This is a genomic window from Ramlibacter sp. PS3R-8 (assembly GCF_037572435.1).
Taxonomy (GTDB): domain Bacteria; phylum Pseudomonadota; class Gammaproteobacteria; order Burkholderiales; family Burkholderiaceae_C; genus Ramlibacter.
On sequence record NZ_JBBHGT010000004.1, the window covers coordinates 221,872 to 244,319 of the forward strand.

At 68.9% G+C, this 22,448-nt stretch carries 26 protein-coding genes; 12 read left to right on the forward strand and 14 right to left on the reverse strand.

Features of this window, described 5'->3' with window-relative positions:
• Window positions 1–4 precede the first annotated feature (4 nt).
• Window positions 5–883: a DUF6279 family lipoprotein gene (locus WG902_RS15960; RefSeq protein ID WP_340061123.1), complete on the forward strand. Its 879-nt coding sequence runs from the start codon at window positions 5–7 to the stop codon at window positions 881–883.
• On the opposite strand, the gene WG902_RS15965 is transcribed toward WG902_RS15960, so the two are convergent.
• From WG902_RS15965 to WG902_RS15980, 4 genes are all read right to left on the reverse strand, one after another.
• Window positions 860–1,177: a hypothetical protein gene (locus WG902_RS15965; RefSeq protein ID WP_340061124.1), complete on the reverse strand. Its 318-nt coding sequence runs from the start codon at window positions 1,175–1,177 to the stop codon at window positions 860–862. The genes WG902_RS15960 and WG902_RS15965 overlap by 24 nt on opposite strands.
• Before the next feature lie 116 nt (window positions 1,178–1,293).
• Complete coding sequence (locus tag WG902_RS15970; RefSeq protein ID WP_340061125.1) at window positions 1,294–2,283, reverse strand: MBL fold metallo-hydrolase; 990 nt, start codon at window positions 2,281–2,283, stop codon at window positions 1,294–1,296.
• Window positions 2,280–2,828: a gluconokinase gene (locus WG902_RS15975; RefSeq protein WP_340061126.1), complete on the reverse strand. Its 549-nt coding sequence runs from the start codon at window positions 2,826–2,828 to the stop codon at window positions 2,280–2,282. The genes WG902_RS15970 and WG902_RS15975 overlap by 4 nt, the downstream gene beginning before the upstream one ends.
• 37 nt (window positions 2,829–2,865) lie before the next feature.
• Window positions 2,866–3,372: a DUF2917 domain-containing protein gene (locus tag WG902_RS15980; RefSeq protein ID WP_340061127.1), complete on the reverse strand. Its 507-nt coding sequence runs from the start codon at window positions 3,370–3,372 to the stop codon at window positions 2,866–2,868.
• Window positions 3,373–3,487: 115 nt separating this feature from the next.
• On the opposite strand from WG902_RS15980, the gene WG902_RS15985 reads away from it, so the two are divergent.
• Window positions 3,488–4,471: a LysR substrate-binding domain-containing protein gene (locus WG902_RS15985; RefSeq protein ID WP_340061128.1), complete on the forward strand. Its 984-nt coding sequence runs from the start codon at window positions 3,488–3,490 to the stop codon at window positions 4,469–4,471.
• A 137-nt stretch (window positions 4,472–4,608) separates the two neighbouring features.
• Here the strand turns inward: WG902_RS15985 and WG902_RS15990 are convergent, their stop codons facing one another.
• A complete protein-coding gene (locus WG902_RS15990; protein ID WP_340061129.1) occupies window positions 4,609–5,208 on the reverse strand; it encodes a 5-formyltetrahydrofolate cyclo-ligase in 600 nt (199 codons plus the stop codon).
• A 9-nt stretch (window positions 5,209–5,217) separates the two neighbouring features.
• Between WG902_RS15990 and WG902_RS15995 the strand changes: the two genes are divergently transcribed.
• The 5 genes from WG902_RS15995 to WG902_RS16015 all read left to right on the forward strand — a co-directional run bounded on the left by WG902_RS15995 (window position 5,218) and on the right by WG902_RS16015 (window position 10,346).
• The gene (locus tag WG902_RS15995; RefSeq protein WP_340061130.1) at window positions 5,218–7,209 is read left to right on the forward strand and encodes a lytic transglycosylase domain-containing protein; all 1,992 of its coding nucleotides are present in this window, start codon (window positions 5,218–5,220) and stop codon (window positions 7,207–7,209) included.
• A gap of 12 nt (window positions 7,210–7,221) precedes the next feature.
• Entirely contained in the window at window positions 7,222–7,728 is a 507-nt protein-coding gene (locus WG902_RS16000) for an MgtC/SapB family protein (protein ID WP_340061131.1), read from the forward strand.
• 80 nt (window positions 7,729–7,808) lie between these two features.
• Window positions 7,809–8,492, forward strand: coding sequence for a glutathione S-transferase family protein (locus WG902_RS16005; RefSeq protein WP_340061132.1), 684 nt, complete (start codon window positions 7,809–7,811; stop codon window positions 8,490–8,492).
• 28 nt (window positions 8,493–8,520) lie between these two features.
• Window positions 8,521–9,792 carry a multifunctional CCA addition/repair protein gene (locus WG902_RS16010; RefSeq protein ID WP_340061133.1) on the forward strand — a complete coding sequence of 424 codons (1,272 nt, stop codon included), beginning with the start codon at window positions 8,521–8,523 and terminating at the stop codon, window positions 9,790–9,792.
• Window positions 9,789–10,346 (forward strand): hypothetical protein, encoded by a 558-nt coding sequence (locus WG902_RS16015; protein ID WP_340061134.1) that lies wholly within the window; start codon window positions 9,789–9,791, stop codon window positions 10,344–10,346. Before WG902_RS16010 ends, WG902_RS16015 begins: the two co-directional genes overlap by 4 nt.
• Before the next feature lie 18 nt (window positions 10,347–10,364).
• Here WG902_RS16015 and WG902_RS16020 read toward each other — a convergent pair whose 3' ends face one another.
• From WG902_RS16020 to WG902_RS16060, 9 genes are all read right to left on the reverse strand, one after another.
• On the reverse strand, window positions 10,365–11,288 hold the full coding sequence (locus WG902_RS16020; RefSeq protein ID WP_340061135.1) for an ROK family protein: 924 nt from the start codon (window positions 11,286–11,288) through the stop codon (window positions 10,365–10,367).
• Between the two features lie 4 nt (window positions 11,289–11,292).
• Window positions 11,293–11,487, reverse strand: coding sequence for a DUF2905 domain-containing protein (locus tag WG902_RS16025; protein WP_340061136.1), 195 nt, complete (start codon window positions 11,485–11,487; stop codon window positions 11,293–11,295).
• 92 nt (window positions 11,488–11,579) lie between these two features.
• Entirely contained in the window at window positions 11,580–12,743 is a 1,164-nt protein-coding gene (locus WG902_RS16030) for a Gfo/Idh/MocA family protein (protein ID WP_340061137.1), read from the reverse strand.
• Entirely contained in the window at window positions 12,740–13,747 is a 1,008-nt protein-coding gene (locus WG902_RS16035; protein ID WP_340061138.1) for a sugar phosphate isomerase/epimerase family protein, read from the reverse strand. The genes WG902_RS16030 and WG902_RS16035 overlap by 4 nt, the downstream gene beginning before the upstream one ends.
• Window positions 13,748–13,749: 2 nt before the next feature.
• Window positions 13,750–14,718: a substrate-binding domain-containing protein gene (locus WG902_RS16040; protein WP_340061139.1), complete on the reverse strand. Its 969-nt coding sequence runs from the start codon at window positions 14,716–14,718 to the stop codon at window positions 13,750–13,752.
• 43 nt (window positions 14,719–14,761) lie between these two features.
• Window positions 14,762–15,760 carry an ABC transporter permease gene (locus WG902_RS16045; protein ID WP_340061140.1) on the reverse strand — a complete coding sequence of 333 codons (999 nt, stop codon included), beginning with the start codon at window positions 15,758–15,760 and terminating at the stop codon, window positions 14,762–14,764.
• On the reverse strand, window positions 15,741–17,225 hold the full coding sequence (locus tag WG902_RS16050) for a sugar ABC transporter ATP-binding protein (RefSeq protein ID WP_340061141.1): 1,485 nt from the start codon (window positions 17,223–17,225) through the stop codon (window positions 15,741–15,743). Before WG902_RS16050 ends, WG902_RS16045 begins: the two co-directional genes overlap by 20 nt.
• 55 nt (window positions 17,226–17,280) lie before the next feature.
• Entirely contained in the window at window positions 17,281–18,450 is a 1,170-nt protein-coding gene (locus tag WG902_RS16055) for an ROK family protein (protein ID WP_340061296.1), read from the reverse strand.
• A 142-nt stretch (window positions 18,451–18,592) separates the two neighbouring features.
• Window positions 18,593–19,654, reverse strand: a complete 1,062-nt coding sequence (locus WG902_RS16060; RefSeq protein ID WP_340061142.1) for a class I SAM-dependent methyltransferase — start codon at window positions 19,652–19,654, stop codon at window positions 18,593–18,595.
• Window positions 19,655–19,704: 50 nt separating this feature from the next.
• Here WG902_RS16060 and WG902_RS16065 point away from each other — a divergent pair, with 50 nt between their 5' ends.
• The 5 genes from WG902_RS16065 to WG902_RS16085 all read left to right on the forward strand — a co-directional run bounded on the left by WG902_RS16065 (window position 19,705) and on the right by WG902_RS16085 (window position 22,447).
• Window positions 19,705–20,469, forward strand: coding sequence for an SDR family oxidoreductase (locus tag WG902_RS16065; protein ID WP_340061143.1), 765 nt, complete (start codon window positions 19,705–19,707; stop codon window positions 20,467–20,469).
• Complete coding sequence (locus WG902_RS16070; protein WP_332825126.1) at window positions 20,466–20,834, forward strand: dihydroneopterin aldolase; 369 nt, start codon at window positions 20,466–20,468, stop codon at window positions 20,832–20,834. Before WG902_RS16065 ends, WG902_RS16070 begins: the two co-directional genes overlap by 4 nt.
• A gap of 58 nt (window positions 20,835–20,892) precedes the next feature.
• Window positions 20,893–21,285, forward strand: a complete 393-nt coding sequence (locus WG902_RS16075) for a DUF1924 domain-containing protein (RefSeq protein WP_340061144.1) — start codon at window positions 20,893–20,895, stop codon at window positions 21,283–21,285.
• Between the two features lie 153 nt (window positions 21,286–21,438).
• Window positions 21,439–21,780: a diheme cytochrome c gene (locus WG902_RS16080; protein ID WP_445263697.1), complete on the forward strand. Its 342-nt coding sequence runs from the start codon at window positions 21,439–21,441 to the stop codon at window positions 21,778–21,780.
• Window positions 21,752–22,447, forward strand: a complete 696-nt coding sequence (locus tag WG902_RS16085; RefSeq protein ID WP_340061145.1) for a cytochrome b/b6 domain-containing protein — start codon at window positions 21,752–21,754, stop codon at window positions 22,445–22,447. Before WG902_RS16080 ends, WG902_RS16085 begins: the two co-directional genes overlap by 29 nt.
• Window position 22,448 lies beyond the last annotated feature (1 nt).

Sequence of the window (22,448 nt, forward strand, 5' to 3'; positions counted from 1 at the left end):
GCCCATGAAGTCGTTGCCCCGTATCGCAGCCATTATCCTTGCGCTCGCCCTTTCGCTGGGGCTCGCGGCATGCAGCGCCATCAAGCTGGGCTACAGCACCCTGCCGGAGCTGGCCTTCTGGTGGATCGACGGTTACGTCGACTTCAGCGAGGAGCAGGAACCGGACGCCAGGCGGGAGCTGGCGAGGCTGCACGACTGGCACCGCCGGGAGGAGCTGCCGAAGCTGATCGAGATCCTCGCGCGGATGGAGGCCATGGCCGCCGAGGAAGTGACGCCGCAGCAGGCCTGCGACATCGTGGCTCAGGTGCAGGTCCGCATCGCGGCGGTGGCCGGGCAGGCGGCGGCAGGCATGGGCGCAATGGCGCCGACCCTGTCCGCGCAGCAGCTGCGCCACCTGGAGCGCAAATACCGCAGCCGCAACGAGGATTTCTTCAAGAAATGGATCAGCCGCCCGGCGCCGCAGCAACACGAGAAGCGCTACGAGCAGATGCTGGACCGCCTGGAAAGTGTCTACGGCCGGCTCGACGCGCCGCAGCGCGGCGTGCTGCGGCAGGCGATCGAGCGGTCGATGTACAACCCTGGCCGCATCCTGTCGGAGCGGCAGCGCTGGCAGCAGGACGTGCTGCAGGCGCTGCGACAGGCATCGGTGCCGGACACCTCGCCGGCCGCGGCCACCGCGCTGGTACACGCCGCGCTGCAGCGGATGCAACAGCCGCCGGACGTGAGTTATCGCGCCTGGCGCGACGCGCTGATCCAGGAAAGCTGCCGCACGTTTGCGGCGGTCCACCAAGCCACCACGCCCGCGCAGCGCGAGCAGGCGGTCCGGCGGCTGCGCGCCTACCAGCGGGACCTGCGGGAATTAGCGCTCTCCGCGCGAGTGTGACTTGCCTTCGCGCTCCGCCGCTTCCAGGTCGCGCGCTTCCGCATCGGAACGCGGCTTCGCGGCCTTGGCGTCGGCGTCCACGTCGGCCTTGTCCAGGTAGTCCTTGATGTTCTTCTGGTAATCGCGGGTGGCGGTGTAGCTGCCCTCGCCTTCCACCTTGCCGTCGGCCTGTTGCTGGCCTTGTGCCTGGCCGCGCGACTGGAAGTCGGTGCCGCCGGACTGCTGCTGTTGCGGATCGCTTTCGCGTTGCGGCTGCTGCTGCAGGATGCGCGGCGTGGACTTGTCTTCGGACATGGTTGCTCCTCTGGTGACGGCGGATGACGCCTTCTGTCCAGCTTAGGAACGGGTTGGCCCGCTGCGTGTCGGCCCGCGGGAACGCAATTTGTCGGCGCTCGCCTACGTGGAGCTGGTCACTCCTGCAGCGAGGCCCACATCTCCTTGTCGCGCTCCGCCGTCCAGATGCGCGGGTTCTTCAAACCCTTCGCCTCGTCGTACGCGCGCGTCACGTCGAAAGGCAGGCAATGCTCGTAGATGAATACGTTGCCGAACACCGGGTCCATCGCCTTGCGCGTGTGCGCCATGGCGGCGCGCAGGTCCATGTTGGCGGCGGCCGCTTCCCTGGCGCAGCGGAACAGCGTCTCGACCCAGCGCTTCGTGTAGTCGAGCGCGAGGTTCACGTTGGCATTGCCCTTCATGGCCTCGCCGCGGCCGGGCACCAGGGCCTCGGCGCGCAGCGCGCGCAGCGCCTCCAGTGTCGCCGGCCATTCCTCCAGCTGCGCGTCGCCCGTGTACACGCCCGCGTTGTATTCCACCAAGTCGCCGGAGAACAGCACCTTCTCCTCTTCCACCCAGGCGATCGTGTCGCCGCGCGTGTGGCCGGGGCCGGGCGACCAGATCTGCACGCGCACGCCGCCCAGGTCGACCGACAGCTTGCCGGGGACTTCGCCGCGCACCGGGTTGCCGCCGCTGATCACCATCGTCGGCCAGGTCAGCCCCGGCACGGTTTCGGCATTGCGGAACAGGCGCGGAAAGCGGTCCATCTCGGACTGCATGTCTTCCTTGCCGCGCTCGACGATCAGCTCGTACGTCCCCTGGCTCGCGATGATTTCCGTCGCGCCTTCGGCCGCATAGGCGCTGGCGCCCAGCACGCGCACGGCGTGATAGTGCGTGAGCAGCACGTACTTGATCGGCTTGTCGCTGACGGTGCGGATGCGCGCGATCAGGTCCTGCGCCATGGCCGGAGTGGCCGTAGCGTCGCTGACCATGATGAACTTCTCGCCGATGATCACGCCCGAATTCGGGTCGCCCTCGGCGGTGTACGCCCAGCAATGCGGCGACAGCTGCTCGAAAGTGATCTTCTTGTCGGCCAGGTCGGACTGGCTCGCGAATGCTTTGGTCATGGGGTTCCTGCGGAAGGGGCGCCAGGCCCGATTTTGAACCAACGTTCGGCCTCATCCACGATGCGGTCGATGTGCTGGGTGGCATTGGCGACGTGGACGCCCGGTTCCCCGGACGGGTCCTCCAGCGCTTCGAACTGGCTGGCCACCAGGCTGGGCGGATAGAAATGGTCGGTGCGCGCGGCCACGCGTTCCAGCGCCTGGTGCTGCGTCAGGGCAAGGTGCAGGAAGCGCAAGTCCGCAACCGCGGCACGCAGCATGTCGCGGTAGGAGCGCTTCAAGGCCGAGCAGGTGAGCACCGCGCCGCGCGGCTGCGCCGCCAGTTCCTGCGCCAGCCGCCGCAGCCAGTCGGCCCGGTCGGCATCGGTGAGCGGCGTGCCCTCGCGCATCTTCTGGATATTGCGCGGCGGATGGAAATCGTCCCCCTCCACCAGGGCAAGGCCCAAGCGCTGCGCGAGCAGTGCGCCGACCAGCGACTTGCCACAGCCGGCCACGCCCATCACGACCACATGCAGCGGACGGGAGGCAGGCGCGGGCGTGACGGGCATGGCGGCGATTATGGTCGCCGCCCTCGCCCGGCCGGACTCAGCCGGGCGCGCCGTGCGGGCGCCGGCTGGCCGCGTTGCTGCTGCCGCCGCGCGCCACGTCCCAGGCCAGGTGCGCCAGGCCGCCGGCCAGTTGCCCCAAGGCACGCAGTCCCAGGCCCACCGCCGCGCGCAGGTCGGCCAGCGGCTGCAGCACCACGGCGGGGTTCGGCCGCCGCCGCTGGACAGGCTGCGGCGCCGCCGCGAAGACCGGGTCCCAGGCGAAGTACGAGGCCGTCTGGCGCGCCCACGACTCGATCACCACGCGCTGGCCGGCCCGCACATACATCGAGCGGCCGACTTCCAGCACATGGTCCCCCGAATCGAAAGGCGTGCCGCCGTGCGGGCCGTCGGTCGTGGCCCAGACGCGGCCATGGGCGACGCGCAGGATGCCGTCGGTGGCCGGACGCAGCGTCACCGCGCGTCCACGCGCCAGTTTCCAGGTGCCCGGCAGCGGTGCGGCGGGGGCGGACAGGAGCGAATGGGCAGTGGGGGAAGCAGCGGTCATGGCGTTCTCCGGCGATGGCATTTCGGAATGAGATGATCTTTCACGCCAGCTTGGCGGTCCAATGAAATCCAGCTACGCTATTGATTCCGGATTCGCATCAATCCCCGAGCCGCCCATGCAGCATTCGCAGACCCATTTGCGCACCCGCCCGATTTCCGCCGGCCACCTGCGGGCCTTCGAAGCCGTCGCCCGTCACCTCAACTTTCGCGCCGCGGCGGAGGAGATGGCGCTGACCCAGTCGGCCGTCAGCCGGCAGATCCAGTCGCTCGAAGAAGAAGTCGGCGTGTCACTGTTCCTGCGGCACACGCGCGCCGTGGAACTGACGGGCGCAGGGTCGCAATTGCTGATGGCCGTGTCGCAGTCGCTGCCGCGCATCGACAACACGGTGCGGCAGATCCGCCAGAGCGCCGGCCGCCGCGCGGTGGCGCTCACGACCTTCGCGTCCTTCGCGTCGATGTGGCTGATTCCGCGGCTGGAGCAGTTCCAGCGCGACAACCCCGACATCGACATCCGCATCGACGCCAGCGACTCGATGCTGGACCTGGAGGTGGCGGACGTCGACATGGCGCTGCGCTACGGCCCCATGGGCTCGATGCCGCCCCAGGCGATCCGGCTGTTCGGCGAGGAGCTCACACCCGTGGTCAGTCCCTGGCTGCTCAAGGGCGGCGCCGTGTTCGCCAAGCCGGCGGACCTGGCGCAATTCACCCTGATCGAGGCCGGCGATGCGCACCAGACGCACCTGGAGTGGCTGACGTGGCGGCGCTGGTTCGACCAGCACGGCCTGTCGAAGCTGCAGCCCAAGCGCTGGCTTTATTTCAACTATGCCTACCAGATGGTGCAGGCGGCGCTCACGGGCCAGGGCGTGGTGCTGGCGCGCCTGCCGCTGGTGGCCGAGAGCCTGGCCAACGGCGACCTGGTGGAGCCGTTGCCGAAGCTGCGGATGGATTCGCCGATGGCGTATTGGCTGATCGTCGGCCCGCGCACGCCGCAGCGGCCGGAGGTGCGGGCCTTCTGCGACTGGCTCATGACCCAGAGCCGCATCACCCGCCAGGTGATCGGGGAGGTGCCGGACCCGGACACGGTGGATGACATGGATTAGTTGAAAGCGGGAACGGATACCGGACGCAGAAGTCGCAGAAACTACGCAGAAGACGCAAAAGAAACCAAGAAAGGTTTTGGATGTCCTTCTGCGACTTCTGCGTAACTTCTGCGCCTTCTGCGTCCGGCTGTCCGCTTTCAATCCTCGTCCAGTTCCATCGGCCACACCGCGCCCATCTCGTTCAGGATGGCATTCAGCGCCACGTCGTGCGGCTCCGGCTCCATGTTCGGCAGGAACCCGGCCGCGAAACCGAGGCCCACGGTGTACGGCTTCGGCCGCAACTGGGCCAGCGTGCGGTCGTAGAAGCCGCCGCCATAGCCCAACCGGTAGCCGCCGACGCCGTAGCCGACGCACGGAACGAACAGCAAGGTTGGCACCACGACCTCCGTGTCCTTCGGTTTTGGGATACCGTAGGCGTCCTCCTCCATCGGGCACCCCGGGAACCACGCGTGGAACTTCAGGGTCCGATGGAGCTTGTCCACCACCGGCAGGCCGATGCGACGCAGCTGCGGCTCGTCCAGCAGCTCGCCATCTTCCTTCCAGCGATGCAGCGCCGGCAGCGGGTCGAATTCGCCCTTGATCGGCCAGTACGCCCCGATCACGGTGTCGGGGCGGCCCACCAGCCAGATCCGCATCACCTGCTGCAGCTTCTCGGCGCGGTGGTGACGGTCCGGCATGGCCAGCCGCTGCTCGATCAGCTTTTTGCGCACCAGCTTTTTTTGATCCGAACTGTCCATAATTTCCCGATGAAGTTGAGAACGATTCTGGCATCCCTGGCGATCACCCTTGCGGGTTGTGTCCAGGCTCAGCCGCAGAACACCGTGCTGCTGGAGATGGCGCAAGCCTTCGGCCAGGGCAACAAGGCCCGCCTTGCCCAATTGCTGCCGCAGGCGCAGGGCCATGCGCTGGAGCCCTGGGCGGCCTACTGGGAACTGCGCGCCCGCCTCGATACGGCCACGCCCGAGGAGGTCCGGCAGTTCCTGGCGCGCTTCGCCGGAACCTACCAGGAAGACCGGCTGCGCAACGACTGGCTGCTCATGCTGGGCCAGCAGCGCCGCTGGGACCTGTTCGGGCAGGAATACCCGAAGTACAGGATGAATGACGACCGCGAGGTGCGGTGCTACGCCTTGCTGGCCAAGTTCGTGCAGGAGGGGCCGGCCAGCGGTGGCGCCATCGCCGACGAAGTGCGCCGCAACTGGTTCGGCCTGCGGGACGCGGACGAAGGCTGCACGGCGGCCGCCGCCGCGCTGATCGCCACTTCCACCGGTCCCCGGCGGATGACGCCGGCGGACGCCTGGCGCAAGGCGCGCCAGTCGATCGAGGCCAATCGCCCGAAGGCGGCCGCCGCCGCATTGGAAATCGCCCACCCCGACGCCTTGCCGATGCTGGCGGAGTTGAATGCCAGCCCGACCAAGTTCCTCACCAGCCGCGTCGTGGCGGCGTCACGCGTGCGCCGCGAGATGGTCGGCCTGGCCCTCATCAAGCTGGCGACGACCGACTCCGAAAACGCCGCGCTGCAGCTCGAAAACAAATGGGGACCCCAGGTGCACCCGGAGGAGCGGGACTGGATCTGGGCCGTGGTGGGCCGGCAGGCGGCGCAGCGGCTGAACCCGGAGGCCAACGCCTACTTCTCCAAGGTGGAGCGGGACAAGCACCTGAGCGACGAGCTCCTCGCGTGGAAAGTGCGCGCCGCCTTGCGCGCGCCGCGCGGCATCGACTGGGGCAACATCCTCGAAGCCGTCAACGGGATGAGCGACGCAGCGCAGGCCGAGCCGGCCTGGGTGTACTGGAAGGCCCGCGCGCTGCTGGGCATCGGCCAGTCCGAAGGGCAGCGGGCCGAGGCGCAGAAGCTGCTGGAGTCCATTGCGTCGCCGCGCGGCTTCTACGAGCAACTCGCGCTGGACGACCTGGGCCTGAAGGTCACGGTTCCCCCGAGGCCGTCGCCGCTGACGGAGGAAGAAATGAAAGCGGCGCGCCAGGACCCCGGCCTGAACCGCGCGTTGCTCGCCATCTCGATCGGCCTGCGCGCCGAAGGCAGTCGCGAGTGGAACTACACCACCAACCTGCACCGCGGGGGCCTGCTGCCCGACCGCGAACTGCTGGCGGCGGCGCAGTTCGCCTGCGAGCGCGAGGTATGGGACCGCTGCATCAACACCAGCGAACGAACGCGCACGGAATTCGACTTCGAACAGCGGTTTCCCACGCCGTTCCGCGAATCGGTGCTGCGTCGCAGCCGCGAGATCGGCCTGGACCCCGCCTATGTCTACGGGTTGATCCGCCAGGAAAGCCGCTTCGTCATGGACGCGCGTTCCAGCGTGGGCGCCTCGGGCCTGATGCAGGTGATGCCCGCCACCGCGCGCTGGACGGCCAACCGGATCGGCCTGAGCGGGTTCAGGGTGGACCAGCTCACCGACCGCGAGACGAACATCGCCATCGGCACCGGCTACTTGAAGCTGGTGCTCGACGACTTCGGGGGCTCGATGCCGCTGGCCGCCGCCGCGTACAACGCCGGCCCCAGCCGCCCGCGCGCCTGGCGCAATGGCGCGACGGTGGAAGGCGCGGCCTGGGCCGAGACGATCCCCTTCACCGAAACCCGGGACTACGTGAAGAAGGTGGTGTCCAACGCCACGCTCTACGCCGCGATGTTCACGGGCCAGCCGCAGTCCCTGAAGGCGCGGCTGGGCGTCATCGGGCCGCGCGATTCGTCACAACCCGTCCCTAACTCCGAGTTGCCCTGATAGATTGTGCGGATGGGCACCTGGGACACCATCCGGAACACGATCGCCGAGGAGTTCGCCGGCCTCGACGACGTGGAGCAGCTGACGCGGCTGGTGGTGCGCCTCGGGCTGGCGGCGTTGCTGGGCGGCCTGCTCGGGCTGCAACGGGAGCGCTCCGGCAAGGAGGCCGGCATCCGAACCCACATGCTCGTGGCCGCGGGTTCGGCGCTGGTGGTGTTCGTGCCGCTGCAAGCCGGGATGGACGCCGAGGGGTTGAGCCGCGTGCTCCAGGGGCTGCTGGCAGGTGTCGGCTTCCTGTGCGCCGGCAGCATCCTGAAGCTGCCCACCGAGGAACACGTGCGCGGCCTCACCACCGCGGCGGGGATCTGGATGACTTCGGCCATCGGCATGGCCGCGGGCCTGGGCCGCGAAGTCACGGCCGTCGTCGCCACCCTGCTGGTGCTGGGCATCCTCAACCTGATCGGCCCCATGCGACGCCTGGGGCTGCGGCGCGACGTGCCGCCACGGAAATCGGACTGAACATCAATCCGGGCCGCTTTTTGCATCAATGTCCGGCGCGGTCCCGCTAGCATCCCGCCATTCCAACCGCGGAGGACGCGATGCTCACCCTGTACATCGGCAACAAGAACTACTCGTCGTGGTCCATGCGGCCGTGGGTCCTGCTCAAGCAGGCCGGCATCCCGTTCGAGGAGCGCATGGTGCGCTTCGACTCCTTCGAGGGCGACTCGCGCTTCAAGAACGAGGTGCTCAAGGTCAGCCCCGCAGGCCGCGTGCCGGTGCTGGTGGACGACGGCCTCGCCATCTGGGACAGCCTGGCGATCGCGGAATACGCCGCGGAGAAGTTTCCCGACCGCCAGCTCTGGCCGCGCGACGCCAGGGCGCGGGCTCGCGCGCGCAGCGTGGTGGCGGAGATGCACTCGGGCTTCGGTGCATTGCGCAGCCACTGCCCGATGAACATCGAGGCGTCGCTGCCGCAGGTGGGCGCGGTGGTGTGGCGTGACCAGGCCGGCGTGCGCAGCGACGTGCAGCGCATCGGCGAGATGTGGACCGGGCTGCTGCAGGAGCACGGCGGCCCGATGCTGTTCGGCGAGTTCACGATCGCCGACGCTTTCTATGCGCCGGTGTGCATGCGCATCCGGAACTACGGCCTGCCGGTGCCGGGCGCGGTCACCGACTACATCCGCCGCGTGTGCGCGCTGCCGGGCGTGAAAGCGTGGATCGACGACGCGCTGGTCGAACACGACTTCGTGGCGATGGACGAGCCGTACCGCACGTCGAGGTAGTCGAACCGCGCCTCGGTACACTGCGCCCATGCGAACTTTCCGCGTGGGCGGGGCGGTGCGGGACGCCTTGCTGGGGTTGCCGGTCCAGGACCAGGACTGGGTGGTCGTCGGCGCCACGCCCGAACAGATGATCGCGGCCGGCTACCTGCCGGTCGGCAGGGACTTCCCCGTCTTCCTGCACCCGGAAACGCGCGAGGAATATGCGCTCGCGCGCACCGAGCGCAAGACCGGCCGCGGCTACCACGGCTTCGCCTTCCACGCCGCGCCGGAAGTCACGCTGGAGCAGGACCTGGGCCGCCGTGACCTCACCATCAACGCCATCGCCCAGGCCGGCGACGGCGCGCTGATCGACCCGCATGGCGGCCAGCGCGACCTGCGCGCGCGCGTGCTGCGGCACGTGACCGAAGCGTTCCGCGAGGACCCGGTGCGCATCCTGCGCGTGGCGCGTTTCGCCGCCCGCTTCACCGACTTCGAGGTGGCGCCGGAAACGCTGCAGCTGATGCGCGAGATGGTGGAAGACGGCGAGGCGGACCATCTGGTGCCGGAGCGGGTGTGGCAGGAGCTCGCCCGCGGACTGATGGAAGCCAGGCCTTCGCGCATGTTCGAGGTGCTGCGCGCCTGCGGCGCGCTGGCGCGCGTGCTGCCGGAGGTAGACCGCTTGTGGGGTGTCCCCCAGCGGGCCGATTACCACCCGGAAGTGGACACCGGGGTGCACAACATGATGGTGCTGGACATGAGCGCGCGGCTCGATGCGCCGTTGCAGGTGCGTTTTGCCTGCCTCACCCACGACCTGGGCAAGGGGACCACGCCCGCCGAGATGCTGCCCAAGCACATCGGACACGAGCAGCGCAGCGCCCGGCTGCTGCAGACCGTGTGCAACCGGCTGCGCGTGCCCAACGACTGCCGCGAACTGGCCGACGTGGTGGCGCGCGAGCACGGCAACATCCACCGCAGCGGCGAGTTCGGCGCTGCCGCCATCGTGCGGCTGCTGGAGCGCTGCGACGCCTTTCGCAAGCCGCAGCGGTTCGAGCTGGCGCTGCTGGCCTGCGAGTGCGATGCGAGGGGCCGCCTCGGCCTGCAGGAGCAGCCCTACCCGCAACGCCCACGCCTGCTTGCGGCCTTGTCCCTGGCCCAGTCCGTTGCTACAAAGACAATAGCAGCGCAGGCGATGCAGGAGCAGGCGAGCGGCCCGAAGATCGCTGAACTGATCCAGCAAGCGCGGATTGGCGCCGTGGATGCAGGGCTGGAAATTGCCTCACAATCCATGCCTTCCAAAAACGATCCTCAGGAGATGCCATGAAGAACGCCACGTCTTTAGCCATCCTGTCCGCGCTGTGCGCCTCGGCCGTCCTTGGAGCCGGCTGCGCCCAGGTCAGGGAAATCACCGGCAGCCCCGCCCCGGCCCCGGCCCCTGCTCCGGCTCCTGCACCCGCGGCTGCACCTGCACCCGCCCCCGCAGCCAGGGCCCCCGCCCCCAGCGGCGGCGTGAACGCGCGCGGCGAAGTGGTCGATTCGTCCAAGGTTGCGGCCGGCGATGGGCGCAAGGTGAAGGGACGGGACGGCTGGGAAGGCGAGATCACCGGCAGGCCGGCCGCCAACAGCCGCTTCACCCGGCTGGAAATCGGCATGCCCATGAAGCAGGTGACCGATCTCATCGGCCAGCCCACCGACCATGGCGTGTACGCATCCGGAAAGGCCTGGATTCCTTTCTACTACGGCAGCGATCGCCACCGCCACGAGCTGGTCTACAAGGGCCAGGGACGCCTGATTTTTGCCGGACCCTCCGGCTTTCAGTACGGCGCGGGCAACTTGATCTGGATCATTCACAACCCCAACGAAGCCGGCACCCGCTGAACGTCGCGGACCCCGGAACTAGGTGATCAGCGCGAGGGCGGCGTAGTCGCCCACGCGTTCGGCGAGTCCCGCCGGCACCAGCTCGCAACCGGCGGTGAGCGCGGGCAGCTTGCCCTGCACCTGCGCCTGCAGGCGGGGCAGCAGGTAGTCCACGTTGTTGGTGAAGACGCTGCCGCCCAGGCTGATGCGCTGCAGGTCGAGCACCACGACCACGTTGTAGAGCGCGCGGCCCATCACGCGACAAAGCTCGTCCACCTTGCGGATCGCCTCGGCGTCGCCGGCACGCGCGTGCTGCAGCAGCACCGCCGCGTCCGCGCCGAAGCGCCTCGTCACGGCGTTGCCGGCGACCAGCGCCTCGAGGTCGCCGATGTTGCCGCAGCCGCACAGCGCGTCGTCGTTGTCGCTCACGAACATGTGGCCGCCGTGTCCGGCGTTGCCGTTCTTGCCGCGCAGCACGCGGCCATCGACGCAGAACCCCATGCCGACGCCGGTGCTCCAGGTGACATAGCCGCAATGTTCGTAACCCTGAAGCGCGCCCCAGCGGCGCTCGGCTTCCAGCGCACCGATGCAGTCGTTCTCGACGCGCACTTCGCCGAAACGGCCGCGCAGCGGCGCTTCGAGCGTTGCCGTCATCCAGTCGTTGGGCAGGCCCCGCGCCGGCCCGGCCAGGCCGCCGCAGATGTTGGGGCTGGCGAGCTCCACCATTCCGGCGCGCAGCACGAAGGGGCCAGCCGACGAGACGCCGGCGCGCTGCACGCGGGAAGGATCCACGCCCAGTTCCGCGCAGGCTTCGTCGACCATGCGGATCACCTGCCGCGCGAGCGCATCGTTGGCGCCGGTCTTGGCGGTCGGTTCGCTGCGCCGGGCGACCAGATCGAGCCCCGCCCCCGTGTTCAGGCTGACGGCGACCTTGGTGCCGCCGATGTCGATGCACGCCTTCATGGATTCAGATGAATTTCGCGATGCCCGCGGCCAGCAGGCTCAGCAGGATGGTGGAGGTGAACGGCAGGAACATCTCCCGGCCGAACAGCTTGAAGCGCAGGTCGCCGGGCAGCCGGCCGAAGCCGAATTTCTGCAGCGCGGGTGCGAACCAGCTGATCAGCACCAGCGCAAGAAAGACGACGATCATCCAGCGGAACATGGCGACAGTGTAGGCCGGCGGTGAGCCCGCAGGCGAACCCCGGTGATTTCACGAACCGATCACCGGGGTTCGCCTGCGGGCTCACCGCCGGCCTACGGGATGCGCGTCCACTTCTCGTCGCTGCGGGCCGATGCCAGAACGGCTTCGATGAACCGCACGCCGCGCGCGCCGGCTTCCACATCGGGGTAATCCGCGTCCAGCGGATCCGCCGCACGGCCGGCACCGTGCGCGCGGATCGCCGCAGCGACGCCGAGGTAGATGTTCGCGAAGGCCTCGATGAAGCCCTCGGGGTGGCCCGGCGGAATGCGGCCCGCGCGCAGCGCCGCTTCGTGCAGCCAGGGCGAACCCCGCGTCAGCAGCCGCGGTGGGCCGTCGTGCGGGAAGTGCGTCAGCCGGTTCGGCTCCTCCTGCCACCACTCGATCGTGCCCAGCGTTCCCGACACCCGCAGCCGAAAGCCGTTCTCGATGCCGGTATTGACCTGCGAGGCCACCATCACGCCGCGGGCGCCGCCGCGAAAGCGCAGCAGCAGGTTGGCATCGTCGTCCAGCACCCGGCCCGGGACCAGCGAACCGAGGTCGGCGCAGAGGCTTTCCAGTTCCAGGCCCGTGACGGTGGACACCAGGTTCTCGGCGTGCGATCCGATGTCGCCGATGGCCCCGGCGCCGCCGCTCTGCGCCGGGTCGTTGCGCCACACGGCCTGCTTGTTGCCGCCGGCTTCCACGCGCGTGGCCAGCCAGCCCTGGTTGTATTCGACGACGACCTTGCGCAGTTCGCCCAGTTCACCGGCGCGCACCATCTCGCGGGCCTGGCGAACGAGCGGATATCCGCTGTAGTTGTAGGTGACGCCGAAGACGGTGCCGCGGGCCTTCACCGCCGCCACCAGTTCGGCAGCCTGCGCACTGGTGTGCACCAGCGGCTTGTCGCAGACGACGTGGAAGCCCGCGTCCACGAACGCCTTCGCGACGGGAAAGTGGACATGGTTGGGCGTGACGATCACCACCACGTCGACACGGGTGGCGCTGTCGCGCCGCAACTCGTCTGCCAGCAGCGCGTGCCAGTCCGGATGAACGCGCTCCGCCGCAAGCCCGAGCGCGCGGCCGGAAGCGCGCGCCTTGTCCGGCGTCGACGACAGCGCCCCGGCCACCAGCTCGTACTGCCCGTCCAGCGCCATCGCCTTGCGATGCACCGCGCCGATGAAGGCGCCCTCGCCGCCTCCGACCATGGCATAGCGCAGCTTGCGCACGGCATCGCTCATCGGTTCTCCCGGCCGAACGCCGCATCGAACGCGCCGACGGCAGGCTTGAAGTCCAGGCGCCGGCAGAAGGCGGCGCTTTCGGTGGCGCCATGCACGCGGTCCATGCGGCTGTCTTCCCATTCCACCGACAGCGGTCCCGCATACCCGATGTCGTTGAGGGCGACGATGATGGATTCGAAATCGACCATGCCGCGGCCGACGCTGCGGAAGTCCCAGTTCCGGCGCGCATCGCCGAAACTCGTGTGGCCGCCGAACACGCCGACGGTGCCGTCGCCCTTGCCCCACCACACGTCCTTCATGTGGGCGTTGTAGATGCGGTCCGGGAAGGTCCGGATGAACTTGACGTAGTCGACGCCCTGGTACGCCAGGTGGCTGGGGTCGAAGTTGAAGCCGAAGCGCTTGTGGCCTTGCACCGCCGCGATCGCGCGCTGCGTCGATGCGATGTCGAAAGCGATCTCGGTCGGGTGCACCTCCAGCGCGAAGTTGATGTCTTCCTTCTCGAAGGCGTCGAGGATGGGCGTGAACCGCTTGCCGAAATCGGCAAAGCCGGCATCCCAAAATTCCTGCGTCGTCGGCGGGAACGCATAGGTGGCGTGCCAGATCGACGAACCGGTGAAACCGGTGACGGTCTTGACGCCGAACTTCCTGGCCGCGCGCGCCGTGTCGGCCAGCTCCTTCGCGGCGCGCTGGCGCACGCCTTCCGGATCGCCGTCGCCCCACACGTGCGCGGGCAGGATGGACTTGTGGCGCGCGTCGATCAGGTCGCACACGGCCTGTCCGACCAGGTGGTTGCCGATCGCCAGCGATGTCAGGCCGTGCGACTTGAGCAAGGCCCACTTGTCGCGCAGGTAGGCGTCGCTCTTCAGAGCCTCCTGCACGTTGAAGTGGTCGCCCCAGCAAGCCAGCTCCAGGCCGTCGTAGCCCATGCTCTTCGCGAGCGGCGCGAGTTCGGCCAGGGGCAGGTCCGCCCACTGGCCGGTGAACAGCGTGACGGGGCGGGCCATGGTCAGAACGGCGAGTTCGGGAAGTAGAAGTCCTTCGCGTTCGCCTTCGTGATCAGCACCGACGGCACGATGTTGGTCGCCTTCAGCTTCTCGCCCTTCAGGCGCGCCTCGCCGGTCATCTTGATGGCGTCGTACATGAACTTGGGCGAGTACGACACGTTGGCCTGGATCAGCGGATCGCTGCCGTCCATCAGCGTCTTGATCGCGCCCTTGGCGCCGGCGCCGCCGAACACCAGCTTGATGTCCTTGCGCTTGGCCTGCTCGATCGCCTTGAGCACGCCCACCGCCATGTCGTCGTCGGCCGCCCAGACGGCGTCGATCTGCTTGAAGCGCGTCAGGTAGTCCTGCGTCACCTTGAAGGCGTCGTCGCGGTTCCAGTTGCCGTGCTTGGCGTCCAGCACCTTGATGCCGGGATGCTTCTTCATCACGGCGTTGAAGGCATCCATGCGCTCGTTGTCGATCGTGGTCGGGATGCCGCGCAGCGCGACGATGTTGCCCTTGCCGTTCAGCGCCTTGGCGATGTACTCCGCCGGGATCCTGCCGAAGGCGGTGTTGTCGCCGGAGACGTACGCGTCCTGCGCGCTCGTGTCGGTGAGGCCGCGGTCGACCACGGTCACATAGACGCCCTTGGCCTTGACCTGGGCAACCGGCTTGGTGAGCGCGGCCGATTCGAACGGAAACACGACCAGCGAGGTGATCTTGTTGACCGTCACCAGGTCCTGCAGCTGGTTGGCCTGCTCGGACGCATTGGCGGCGGTCTTCACGATCACCTGGATGCCGGGGTTGGCCTTTTCCAGGTCCTTCTTGGCCTCGCCGGCCCAGTACACGGCGCCAGCCATGAAGCTGTGCGTGGCGGCGGGCATGGACACGCCCAGGACTTCCTTCTTGGCCTGCGCCAGCGCGGGGACGGCGGCGGATGCCAGCGCGAGGGTGGCCGCCGTGAGGGCGAGCCGTCGGGTGAAATGCTTCATGTTGTCTCCAGTGGAAAGATCAGCGGTGAGGAAAGGAACTGCTTCATCGCCGGCCCCGCTGCAGGAAAGCCACGACGATGATGACGAAACCCTGCACCGCGGCGTTCAGGTGCACGCTGATGATGCTGGTGAGGTTGAGGATGTTGCTGATGACCGAAAGCAGGATCGCGCCGATGACCGTGCCGGTGATGCTGCCCGCGCCGCCCTTGAGCGCCGTGCCGCCCACGATGACGGCGGCGATCGCCTCCAGCTCCCACAACAGGCCGGTGGTGGGCGAGGCGGAGCCGAGGCGCGGCACATACAGCATCGTGGCGATGCCGACGCACAGCCCGAGCAGCATGTACGTGAGGATCTTCACCTTGTCCACGGAGACGGCGGCGTAGCGCGCCACCTGCTCGTTGGAGCCGATCGCCTGCACGTAGCGGCCGAAGGCGGTGCGGTTGAGGATGAAGCCTCCCGTGAGCGCCACCACCGCGAACACCCACACCGGGAAAGGCACGCCGAGCAGGCTGCCGTAATAGACCGGGCTGTAGACGTCGGCCAGCGCGTTGTCCAGCGTGATCGCGCCGCCGTCGGCGAAGTAGGTCAGGTAGGCGCGGAAGATGCCCAGCGTGCCGAGCGTCACGATGAAGGGCTCGATGCGGCCCTTCGTGATCAGCAGCCCGTGCGCCAGGCCGAACGCGGCGCCGAGCACCAGCGCCAGCCCCATGCCCAGCGCGACCACCAGCACCGGCGAACCGACAGTGGCCGCTGCCTTGTTCATCACCAGGATCATGCAGCCGGCGATCAAGGCCGCCATCGAGCCGACCGAGAGGTCGATGCCGCCGCTGATGATGACGAAGCACATGCCCACCGCGATGATGCCGATGAAGGCGGTGCGGGTCAGCACGTTCAGCCCGTTGTCGACCGTCGCGAACTCGCCGTTCAACAAGGTGGCAGCGATGCACAGCAGCACGAGGCCCACCACCGGCCCGAAGCCGTGCAGCCTGCCCCAGAGTTCGGCGGCGCGCGCGCCGCGCGATTCAGCGGTTTCCGGTGGCATGGGCGATCAGCTCCTCTTCGGTCAGGTGCGCGTCCTGCAGCGTCGCCGTGAGGCGGCCGCTGCGCATGACGGCGACGCGGTGGCACAGGCCGATCAGCTCGACCAGCTCGGAAGAAATCACGATCACCGCCTGGCCTCCGGCGGCCAGCTTCTGGACCAGGAAATAGATGTCGCGCTTGGCGCCCACATCGACCCCGCGCGTCGGCTCGTCCAGCACCACCACGCGCGGCCGCGGCTGCAGCACCTTGGCCAGCGCCAGCTTCTGCTGGTTGCCGCCGGACAGCGCCGAGGCGCGCTGGCGCAAGTCGCCGGTGCGGATGCCGAAGTCCTGCACCGCGCCGGCCAGCGCCTCTTCTTCGCGCGCCGGCGCCAGCCACGGACGCGCGTACTCGCGCAGGTTCATCAGCGTCAGGTTCTCGCGCAGGCCGAAGTTCACCAGCAGGCCCTTGCCCTTGCGGTCCTCGCTCAGGTACGTGATGCCCTCGTCGGCGGCGTCGCGGGGCGAGCGCAGGTGCACCGGCTTGCCGGCGACGCGCACCTCGCCCGCGCTCGAGCGCCGCAGGCCCAGCAAGCCTTCGAACATCTCGGTGCGCCCTGCGCCGACGAGGCCGGCGAAGCCCAGGATCTCTCCCGGCCGCGCCTCGAAGCTCACGTCGTCCGCCCAGCCCGGTACGCTGAAGCCGCGCACCTGCAGCACCGGTGGCGCGTCCGGGGCCGGTCGCTTGGGCGGGAACAGGTCGGACAGCTCGCGGCCGACCATCAGGTTGGCCATGTCGTGGCGCGTGAGCTGGGAAGTCGGCTGGCGCGTGACGAACTGGCCGTCGCGCATCACGATCACCTCGTCGGTGACGCGCTCCACTTCGTCGAGCTTGTGCGAGATGTACACCAGCGTGACGCCGTCGGCCTTGAGCTGCGCCATCAGCGCGAACAGCCTCTGCGTCTCGCCGGGCGTGAGCGTGGCCGTGGGTTCGTCCATGATCAGCAGGCGCGCCTTGCGCGCCAGTGCCTTGGCGATCTCGACCAGCTGCTTCTCCGCGACGATCAACTGCCGCAGGCGCGTGTCCGGGCTCGCCTGCAGGCCGACCTGCCGCAGCACATCCACCGTGGCCGCGCGCATCGCGGTGTCGTCCAGCACCCAGCCACGCGTCTTTTCGTGGCCGAGGAAGATGTTCTGCGCGATCGTCAGGTCTTCCGCCAGGTTGAACTCCTGGTGGATCAGGACGATGCCCGCCGCCTCCGCGTCGCGCGAATTGCGAAAGTGCCGCGGCTGGCCGTCGACCACGATCTCGCCGCTGGTGGGCTCCAGGTAGCCGGCCAGGATCTTCATCAGCGTGGACTTGCCCGCGCCGTTCTCGCCGAGCAGTCCGTACACGCGGCCCGGCTCGAGCGTGAAGCTCACGCCGTGCAGCACCTGCACCGGGCCGAAGCTGCGGGCGATGTCGCGGAATTCGACCCTCAGGCTCATTCGACTAGCCTCCGCGCTACGCGCTGCGGCATTCGCCTTGGGGCGGCCCGGCGGCTCATCCCCGCCCCCCATGCAGGCGCAGCGACTCCTGCATCGCCAGCGCGCCCGCGCCCACCAGCCCGGCCTGCGCGCCGAGCGGCGTGTACTGGATCTCGAGGTGGCGCGTCGACAGCGCCAGCGAGCGGTGGTACACGCTCTGGCGCACGGAGGCCAGGAACAGCGGACCGATCTGCGTGACGCCGCCGCCGATGAACACGTGCGAGGGGTTGAAGAAGTTCACCACCGACGCCAGCATCTGGCCGATCAGGCTGCCGGCGCGCTGGATGATGGCGTTGGCCGCCGCGTCGCCATTGCGGCTGGCCTGCCCCACGTCGACGGCGGTGAGCTTGCCGTTGGCGCTCAGGCAATCCGCCAGCACGCGGCTCTCGCCAGCCTGCGCCGCCTCGGTCGCCAGCCGCGTGATCGCGGGCGCGGCCGCCATCGCCTCCACGCAACCCATGTTGCCGCAGTGGCAGCGCGGGCCGCCCTGGTCCACGCAGATGTGGCCGACATCGCCCGCGGAGCCGTTGGCGCCGCGATAGACCTCGCCGTGGCAGACGATGCCGCAGCCGATGCCGGTGCCGACCTTGATCACCATGAAGTTCTGCAGGCCGCGCTGCAGCCGCCACAACTCGCCCAGCGCCATCAGGTTGACGTCGTTGTCCACGAACACCGGCGCGGTGAAGGCCTCGCCCAGGTAGTCGCGGATGGAGAAGCTGTCCCACTCCGGCATCAGCGGTGGATTCACCAGCTGCGCGCTGGCGAAGTCCACCGGCCCCGGCACGCCCATGCCCACGCCGATCACGCTCTTGGCGGGGACGCCGCAGCGCGCCAGCAATTCGCGCATGAGGTCGCGCACCCGCGCCAGCACCACGCCGGGGCCGGCCCGGACGTCGGCGTCTTCGGAAGCGCGCGCCACCACCGTCAGGTCCGGCTTCATCACGGCGACATCGAGGCTGGTGGCGCCGAGGTCGACCCCGATCACCACGCCCAGGCCCCGGGCAAGCTGCAGCGTCTCGGGACGGCGGCCGCCGGAGGAGACCTGCAGGCCGGTCTCTTCCAGCAGGCCTTGCTCGATCAGGCCGGCGGCGAGCGCGTTGGCCTTGCTCTTGGAGCAGTCGAGGCGACCGGCCAGGGCATGGCGCGAGCTGCCCACCGACCAGAACACGGCCTGGAGCACGTCCATCTCTGCGGGCGAAAGCCGGTCCCAGCGGATCACGCTGTTGTCTCCTGGCCCCGGTGTCTGTGCGCCGGGTTGGTTCGGATGCTAGGACCGTGACTTTAGCCGCACAAGATTGATCTTCGGACAAAACATGACCGAAGTCGGCCTAAAGCGTGTGGGTGCGGTCCCCGGTGCGAAAGCCCGTCGCCTCCCAGAACGCGCCGCGCTGGAAGCCGATCACCTTGAACAGTTCGCCCATTTCGTGGTCCGCGATCAGGCGCTGGGCGGCCACCTGGTCCTGCACGGAGGCGGCGGCCATCGCCTCGCCGATGCCGCAGTTCACGAGGAAGCGGCCCTGCGAGGCATACCCCAGCGTGGGCAGCCCGGCGTCCTGCGCGGCGACGGCGATGCCGGTGAAGTTGACGTGCGCGCTGATGTCCTTCTCCCCCGGGGCGTCCAGCGGATCCGGGTCGGCCAGGTGGCCGCGGTGGCACATCACCGTTCCCATGCTGCGCTGGGGGTGGTAGTACTCGGCTTCGGGAAAGCCGTAGTCGATGAAGAAGGCCGCTCCCCGGACCAACCGCTCGGCCAGCGTGCGCATGAAAGCCTCGGCCTGGTGGTGCACTTCGGTCACGTAGTCGCCGGTGCCGCCCGGGACGACCGGAGGGCGCAGGTGCGTCGGCACTTCCGACCAGGCCAGTCGCCCCTCCCGGAGCGCGACACCGCGCTCGTGCCACGCGTTGTTGCGACGCGCCAGCAGCTTGACCGGCATCGCATCCAGCACCTCGTTGCCGACCACCACGCCCTCGATCTTTTCTGGCAGTTGATCGGCCCAGGTGACGCGCGGCGCAAACGCGGCCAGCACTTGCTGTTGCCGCGCGCGCAGGTGCGCCGAGAGCTCGACGATCGTGTAGCGGCGCACGCGGTCGCCCAGTGCCTGCAGGAGTTCGACGGCCAGGGCCCCGGAGCCGGCACCGAACTCCCACACCTCGTGCGTGCCGGTGTGTTCCAGTGCCTCCTGCACCTGCACCGCGAGCATGCGGCCAAACAGCGGGCTCATCTCCGGCGCGGTGGCGAAGTCACTGCCGGAGCCCGGCATGGTGCCGAACTTGCGGGACGCGTTGGCGTAGTAGCCCAGGCCCGGTGCATACAAGGCCAGCGCCATGTAGCGGTCGAAGGGCAGCCAGCCGCCGTTGCGCGCCACCTGCTCCCCGATGAGTTTGCGCACTGCGCTCGTTACACTGGCTGCATCTTGGTCCACTGCCCGATTGTCCGCGAATGAGCCTCGCCCCCGTGCGCACCGTGCTCGTCACCGGCGCCGCCCGGCGGCTGGGCCGCGCCGTCGCACTCGAGCTGGCGCGAGCCGGCTGGCAGGTGGCCGTGCACTTCCGCGGCTCGGAGGTGGAGGCGCGCCAGACCGCGGCAGAGTGCGGTTTACATGCCGCGGCCGAAGTCTTCCAGGCCGAACTGAGCGACGAGGCCCAGGTGCGCGGCCTGATGCAGGAGGTGCTGGACCGCTTCGGCGGGCTGGATGCGGTGGTCAACAACGCATCCCGCTTCGAGCACGACAGCGCGCAGACCTTCACTTTCGCGTCGATGGCCGCGCACCTGGCCTCCAACACGGCGGCGCCCGTGCTGCTGGCGCAGTTGCTGGCCACGCACCTGAAGCAGCGCGTAGCGCAGGGCGCCGTGGTCAACCTGCTGGACCAGAAGCTCTGGAATCCGAATCCCGACTTCTTCAGCTACACGCTGTCGAAGGCCGCGCTCGAAGCAGCGACCACACTGCTGGCGCAGGCGCTGGCTCCGGAGCTGCGCGTGGTGGGCGTCGCGCCCGGCCTCACGCTCACCAGCCATCTCCTGTCACAGGAGCGCTTCGAGCAACTGCACAAGCTGTCTCCGCTGGGCCGCTCGTCTACGCCGGAAGACGTCGCATCGGCCGTGCGCTTCGCGCTGGAGAACGCTTCGATCACCGGCACGACGCTGCTGGTCGACGGCGGCCAGCACCTGATGAAGTTCGATCGCGATTTTTCTCTCCTCCCATGAGCAAGGCCGGCACCCAGATCCTCACCCTTGAAGGTCTGCGCTTCGACGCCAGCCTCGGCATCCTCGACCACGAGAAAAGCGCGCCGCAACCGATCCGCGTGGATGCCGAACTGAATCTCGGCACGCAGCCCCTGCTGCCCAGCGACGACGACATCACCCATGTGCTGGACTACCGCAAGGTGCGGCGCATCATCATCGAGGAATGCACGGCGGTGCACGTGAACCTGCTGGAGACGCTGATTGGCAAGCTGGCGCACCGCCTGATGCAGTTGCCGGGGGTGCTCGGGGTGCGCGTGCGCATCGTGAAGCTGGAGATCTTCGAGGACTGCGAAGTCGCGATCCGGGTGGAGACCGGGCAGTGGTAGGCGGCTTAAGAAAACCCTAAGCGGGGCTTTCCATCATCGGCGCCACAAGGAGTTGCCGATGAAACCCACCTCGATCCTGTTGGCGTGTTTGGCGGCCTTCGCGCTGCCCGCCGCCAACGCCACCACCCCGGCGGAGCTCACCGCCGCGTACGCGGCGCAAGCCGGCGGGCCGGCGGCAGCCACGCGCGGAGAACAGTTCTTCACCACCCGGCACGGCCGCGACTGGAGCTGCGCCTCCTGCCACGGGGCGCCGCCCACCCAGTCCGGCAAGCATGCAGCCACCGGCAAGACCATAGGCGCCCTCGCACCCGGCTTCAACCCGGATCGCTTCACCGACCCGGCAAAGGTCGAGAAGTGGTTCCGGCGCAACTGCAATGACGTGGTCGGCCGTGAATGCAGTGCGGGCGAGAAGGCCGATGTGATGGCCTGGTTGATGTCGCTCAAGAAGTGAGGCCGCCATGCCTGCCAGACTGAAGACTACGAAGAACCGCTCCCGCCTCCTTGCCGGCGCCTGCCTGGTGCTGGCCTGCAGCGCCGCACCGGTGGCGCGTGCCGACGCCCCGCGCGTTGCCATGCTGCCCAGGTACCAGCAGGAATGCGGCGCGTGCCATGTCGCCTATCACCGGGCCTGCTGCCGGCGGCCTCATGGCAACGGCTCCTGCAGGATTTGCCCCGGCACTTCGGCACCGATGCCTCGCTGGATGCGACCACGGTGGCCGAGCTGTCCAAATGGCTCGCCGTGCACGCGGCGACCAGCCGCCGCTTCGCCGCGGTCCCGCCGCAGGACCGCATCACGCGCTCGGACTGGTTCGCGCGCGAGCACCGCGAGGTGCCTGCCGACGCCTGGAAGCGGGCGGCGGTGAAGAGCCCCGCCAACTGCGCCGCCTGCCACTCCGGCGCCGACCAGGGAGACTTCGATGAACACGCCGTCCGCATCCCCCGCTGAACGCCGGCCCCTCACCCTGGTGTGGGACGCGCCGGTACGCGTCTTCCACTGGATGGCGGTGCTCTGTTTCGCCGTCGCGTGGCTGTCCGCCGAGAGCGAGCGCTGGCAGCTCGTGCACATTACCGCCGGCTACACCCTGGCCGGGCTGGTGGTGTTCCGCATCCTGTGGGGGCTGGTCGGCACGCGCCACGCCCGCTTCTCCGACTTCGTGCGTGGCCCGCGGGCCGTCGCGTCCTACCTTCGATCCTTGCGAGGCGGCCAGCCGCAACACCATGCAGGGCACAATCCCGCCGGCGCGGTGGCGATCCTGGGGCTGCTCGCGCTGGCGCTGCTGGCGCCGCTGACCGGCTGGGCGAGTTACCAGGAACTGGCCGGCCACTGGATGGGGGAGCTCCACGAAGGCATCGCCACGGCCATGCTGGCGCTGGTGGTGGTGCACGTGGCCGCCGTGGTGGCCAGCAGCCTGCTGCACGGGGAGAACCTGGTGGGCGCCATGATCCACGGACGCAAGGCCGTGTCGCCTCGGGACGGCATCCGCAAGGCCTGGCGCTGGCTCGCCACGCTCATGCTGCTGGCGGTGCTGGCGTTCTGGTGGACGCAATGGCAAGGCGCCCCAGGCGTTCCGCGCGATGCACCGTCGGTGCAGAGCCGGCACGACGAGGACTGAG

Excerpts from the sequence above, each read along its gene's own strand:
- WG902_RS15960 (WP_340061123.1), top strand. The coding sequence starts at position 5 with ATGAAGTCGTTGCCCCGTATCGCAGCCATTATCCTTGCGCTCGCCCTT.
- WG902_RS15965 (WP_340061124.1), bottom strand. The coding sequence starts at position 1,177 with ATGTCCGAAGACAAGTCCACGCCGCGCATCCTGCAGCAGCAGCCGCAA.
- WG902_RS15970 (WP_340061125.1), bottom strand. The coding sequence starts at position 2,283 with ATGACCAAAGCATTCGCGAGCCAGTCCGACCTGGCCGACAAGAAGATC.
- WG902_RS15975 (WP_340061126.1), bottom strand. The coding sequence starts at position 2,828 with ATGCCCGTCACGCCCGCGCCTGCCTCCCGTCCGCTGCATGTGGTCGTG.
- WG902_RS15980 (WP_340061127.1), bottom strand. The coding sequence starts at position 3,372 with ATGACCGCTGCTTCCCCCACTGCCCATTCGCTCCTGTCCGCCCCCGCC.
- WG902_RS15985 (WP_340061128.1), top strand. The coding sequence starts at position 3,488 with ATGCAGCATTCGCAGACCCATTTGCGCACCCGCCCGATTTCCGCCGGC.
- WG902_RS15990 (WP_340061129.1), bottom strand. The coding sequence starts at position 5,208 with ATGGACAGTTCGGATCAAAAAAAGCTGGTGCGCAAAAAGCTGATCGAG.
- WG902_RS15995 (WP_340061130.1), top strand. The coding sequence starts at position 5,218 with ATGAAGTTGAGAACGATTCTGGCATCCCTGGCGATCACCCTTGCGGGT.
- WG902_RS16000 (WP_340061131.1), top strand. The coding sequence starts at position 7,222 with ATGGGCACCTGGGACACCATCCGGAACACGATCGCCGAGGAGTTCGCC.
- WG902_RS16005 (WP_340061132.1), top strand. The coding sequence starts at position 7,809 with ATGCTCACCCTGTACATCGGCAACAAGAACTACTCGTCGTGGTCCATG.
- WG902_RS16010 (WP_340061133.1), top strand. The coding sequence starts at position 8,521 with ATGCGAACTTTCCGCGTGGGCGGGGCGGTGCGGGACGCCTTGCTGGGG.
- WG902_RS16015 (WP_340061134.1), top strand. The coding sequence starts at position 9,789 with ATGAAGAACGCCACGTCTTTAGCCATCCTGTCCGCGCTGTGCGCCTCG.
- WG902_RS16020 (WP_340061135.1), bottom strand. The coding sequence starts at position 11,288 with ATGAAGGCGTGCATCGACATCGGCGGCACCAAGGTCGCCGTCAGCCTG.
- WG902_RS16025 (WP_340061136.1), bottom strand. The coding sequence starts at position 11,487 with ATGTTCCGCTGGATGATCGTCGTCTTTCTTGCGCTGGTGCTGATCAGC.
- WG902_RS16030 (WP_340061137.1), bottom strand. The coding sequence starts at position 12,743 with ATGAGCGATGCCGTGCGCAAGCTGCGCTATGCCATGGTCGGAGGCGGC.
- WG902_RS16035 (WP_340061138.1), bottom strand. The coding sequence starts at position 13,747 with ATGGCCCGCCCCGTCACGCTGTTCACCGGCCAGTGGGCGGACCTGCCC.
- WG902_RS16040 (WP_340061139.1), bottom strand. The coding sequence starts at position 14,718 with ATGAAGCATTTCACCCGACGGCTCGCCCTCACGGCGGCCACCCTCGCG.
- WG902_RS16045 (WP_340061140.1), bottom strand. The coding sequence starts at position 15,760 with ATGCCACCGGAAACCGCTGAATCGCGCGGCGCGCGCGCCGCCGAACTC.
- WG902_RS16050 (WP_340061141.1), bottom strand. The coding sequence starts at position 17,225 with ATGAGCCTGAGGGTCGAATTCCGCGACATCGCCCGCAGCTTCGGCCCG.
- WG902_RS16055 (WP_340061296.1), bottom strand. The coding sequence starts at position 18,450 with ATGGACGTGCTCCAGGCCGTGTTCTGGTCGGTGGGCAGCTCGCGCCAT.
- WG902_RS16065 (WP_340061143.1), top strand. The coding sequence starts at position 19,705 with ATGAGCCTCGCCCCCGTGCGCACCGTGCTCGTCACCGGCGCCGCCCGG.
- WG902_RS16070 (WP_332825126.1), top strand. The coding sequence starts at position 20,466 with ATGAGCAAGGCCGGCACCCAGATCCTCACCCTTGAAGGTCTGCGCTTC.
- WG902_RS16075 (WP_340061144.1), top strand. The coding sequence starts at position 20,893 with ATGAAACCCACCTCGATCCTGTTGGCGTGTTTGGCGGCCTTCGCGCTG.
- WG902_RS16085 (WP_340061145.1), top strand. The coding sequence starts at position 21,752 with ATGAACACGCCGTCCGCATCCCCCGCTGAACGCCGGCCCCTCACCCTG.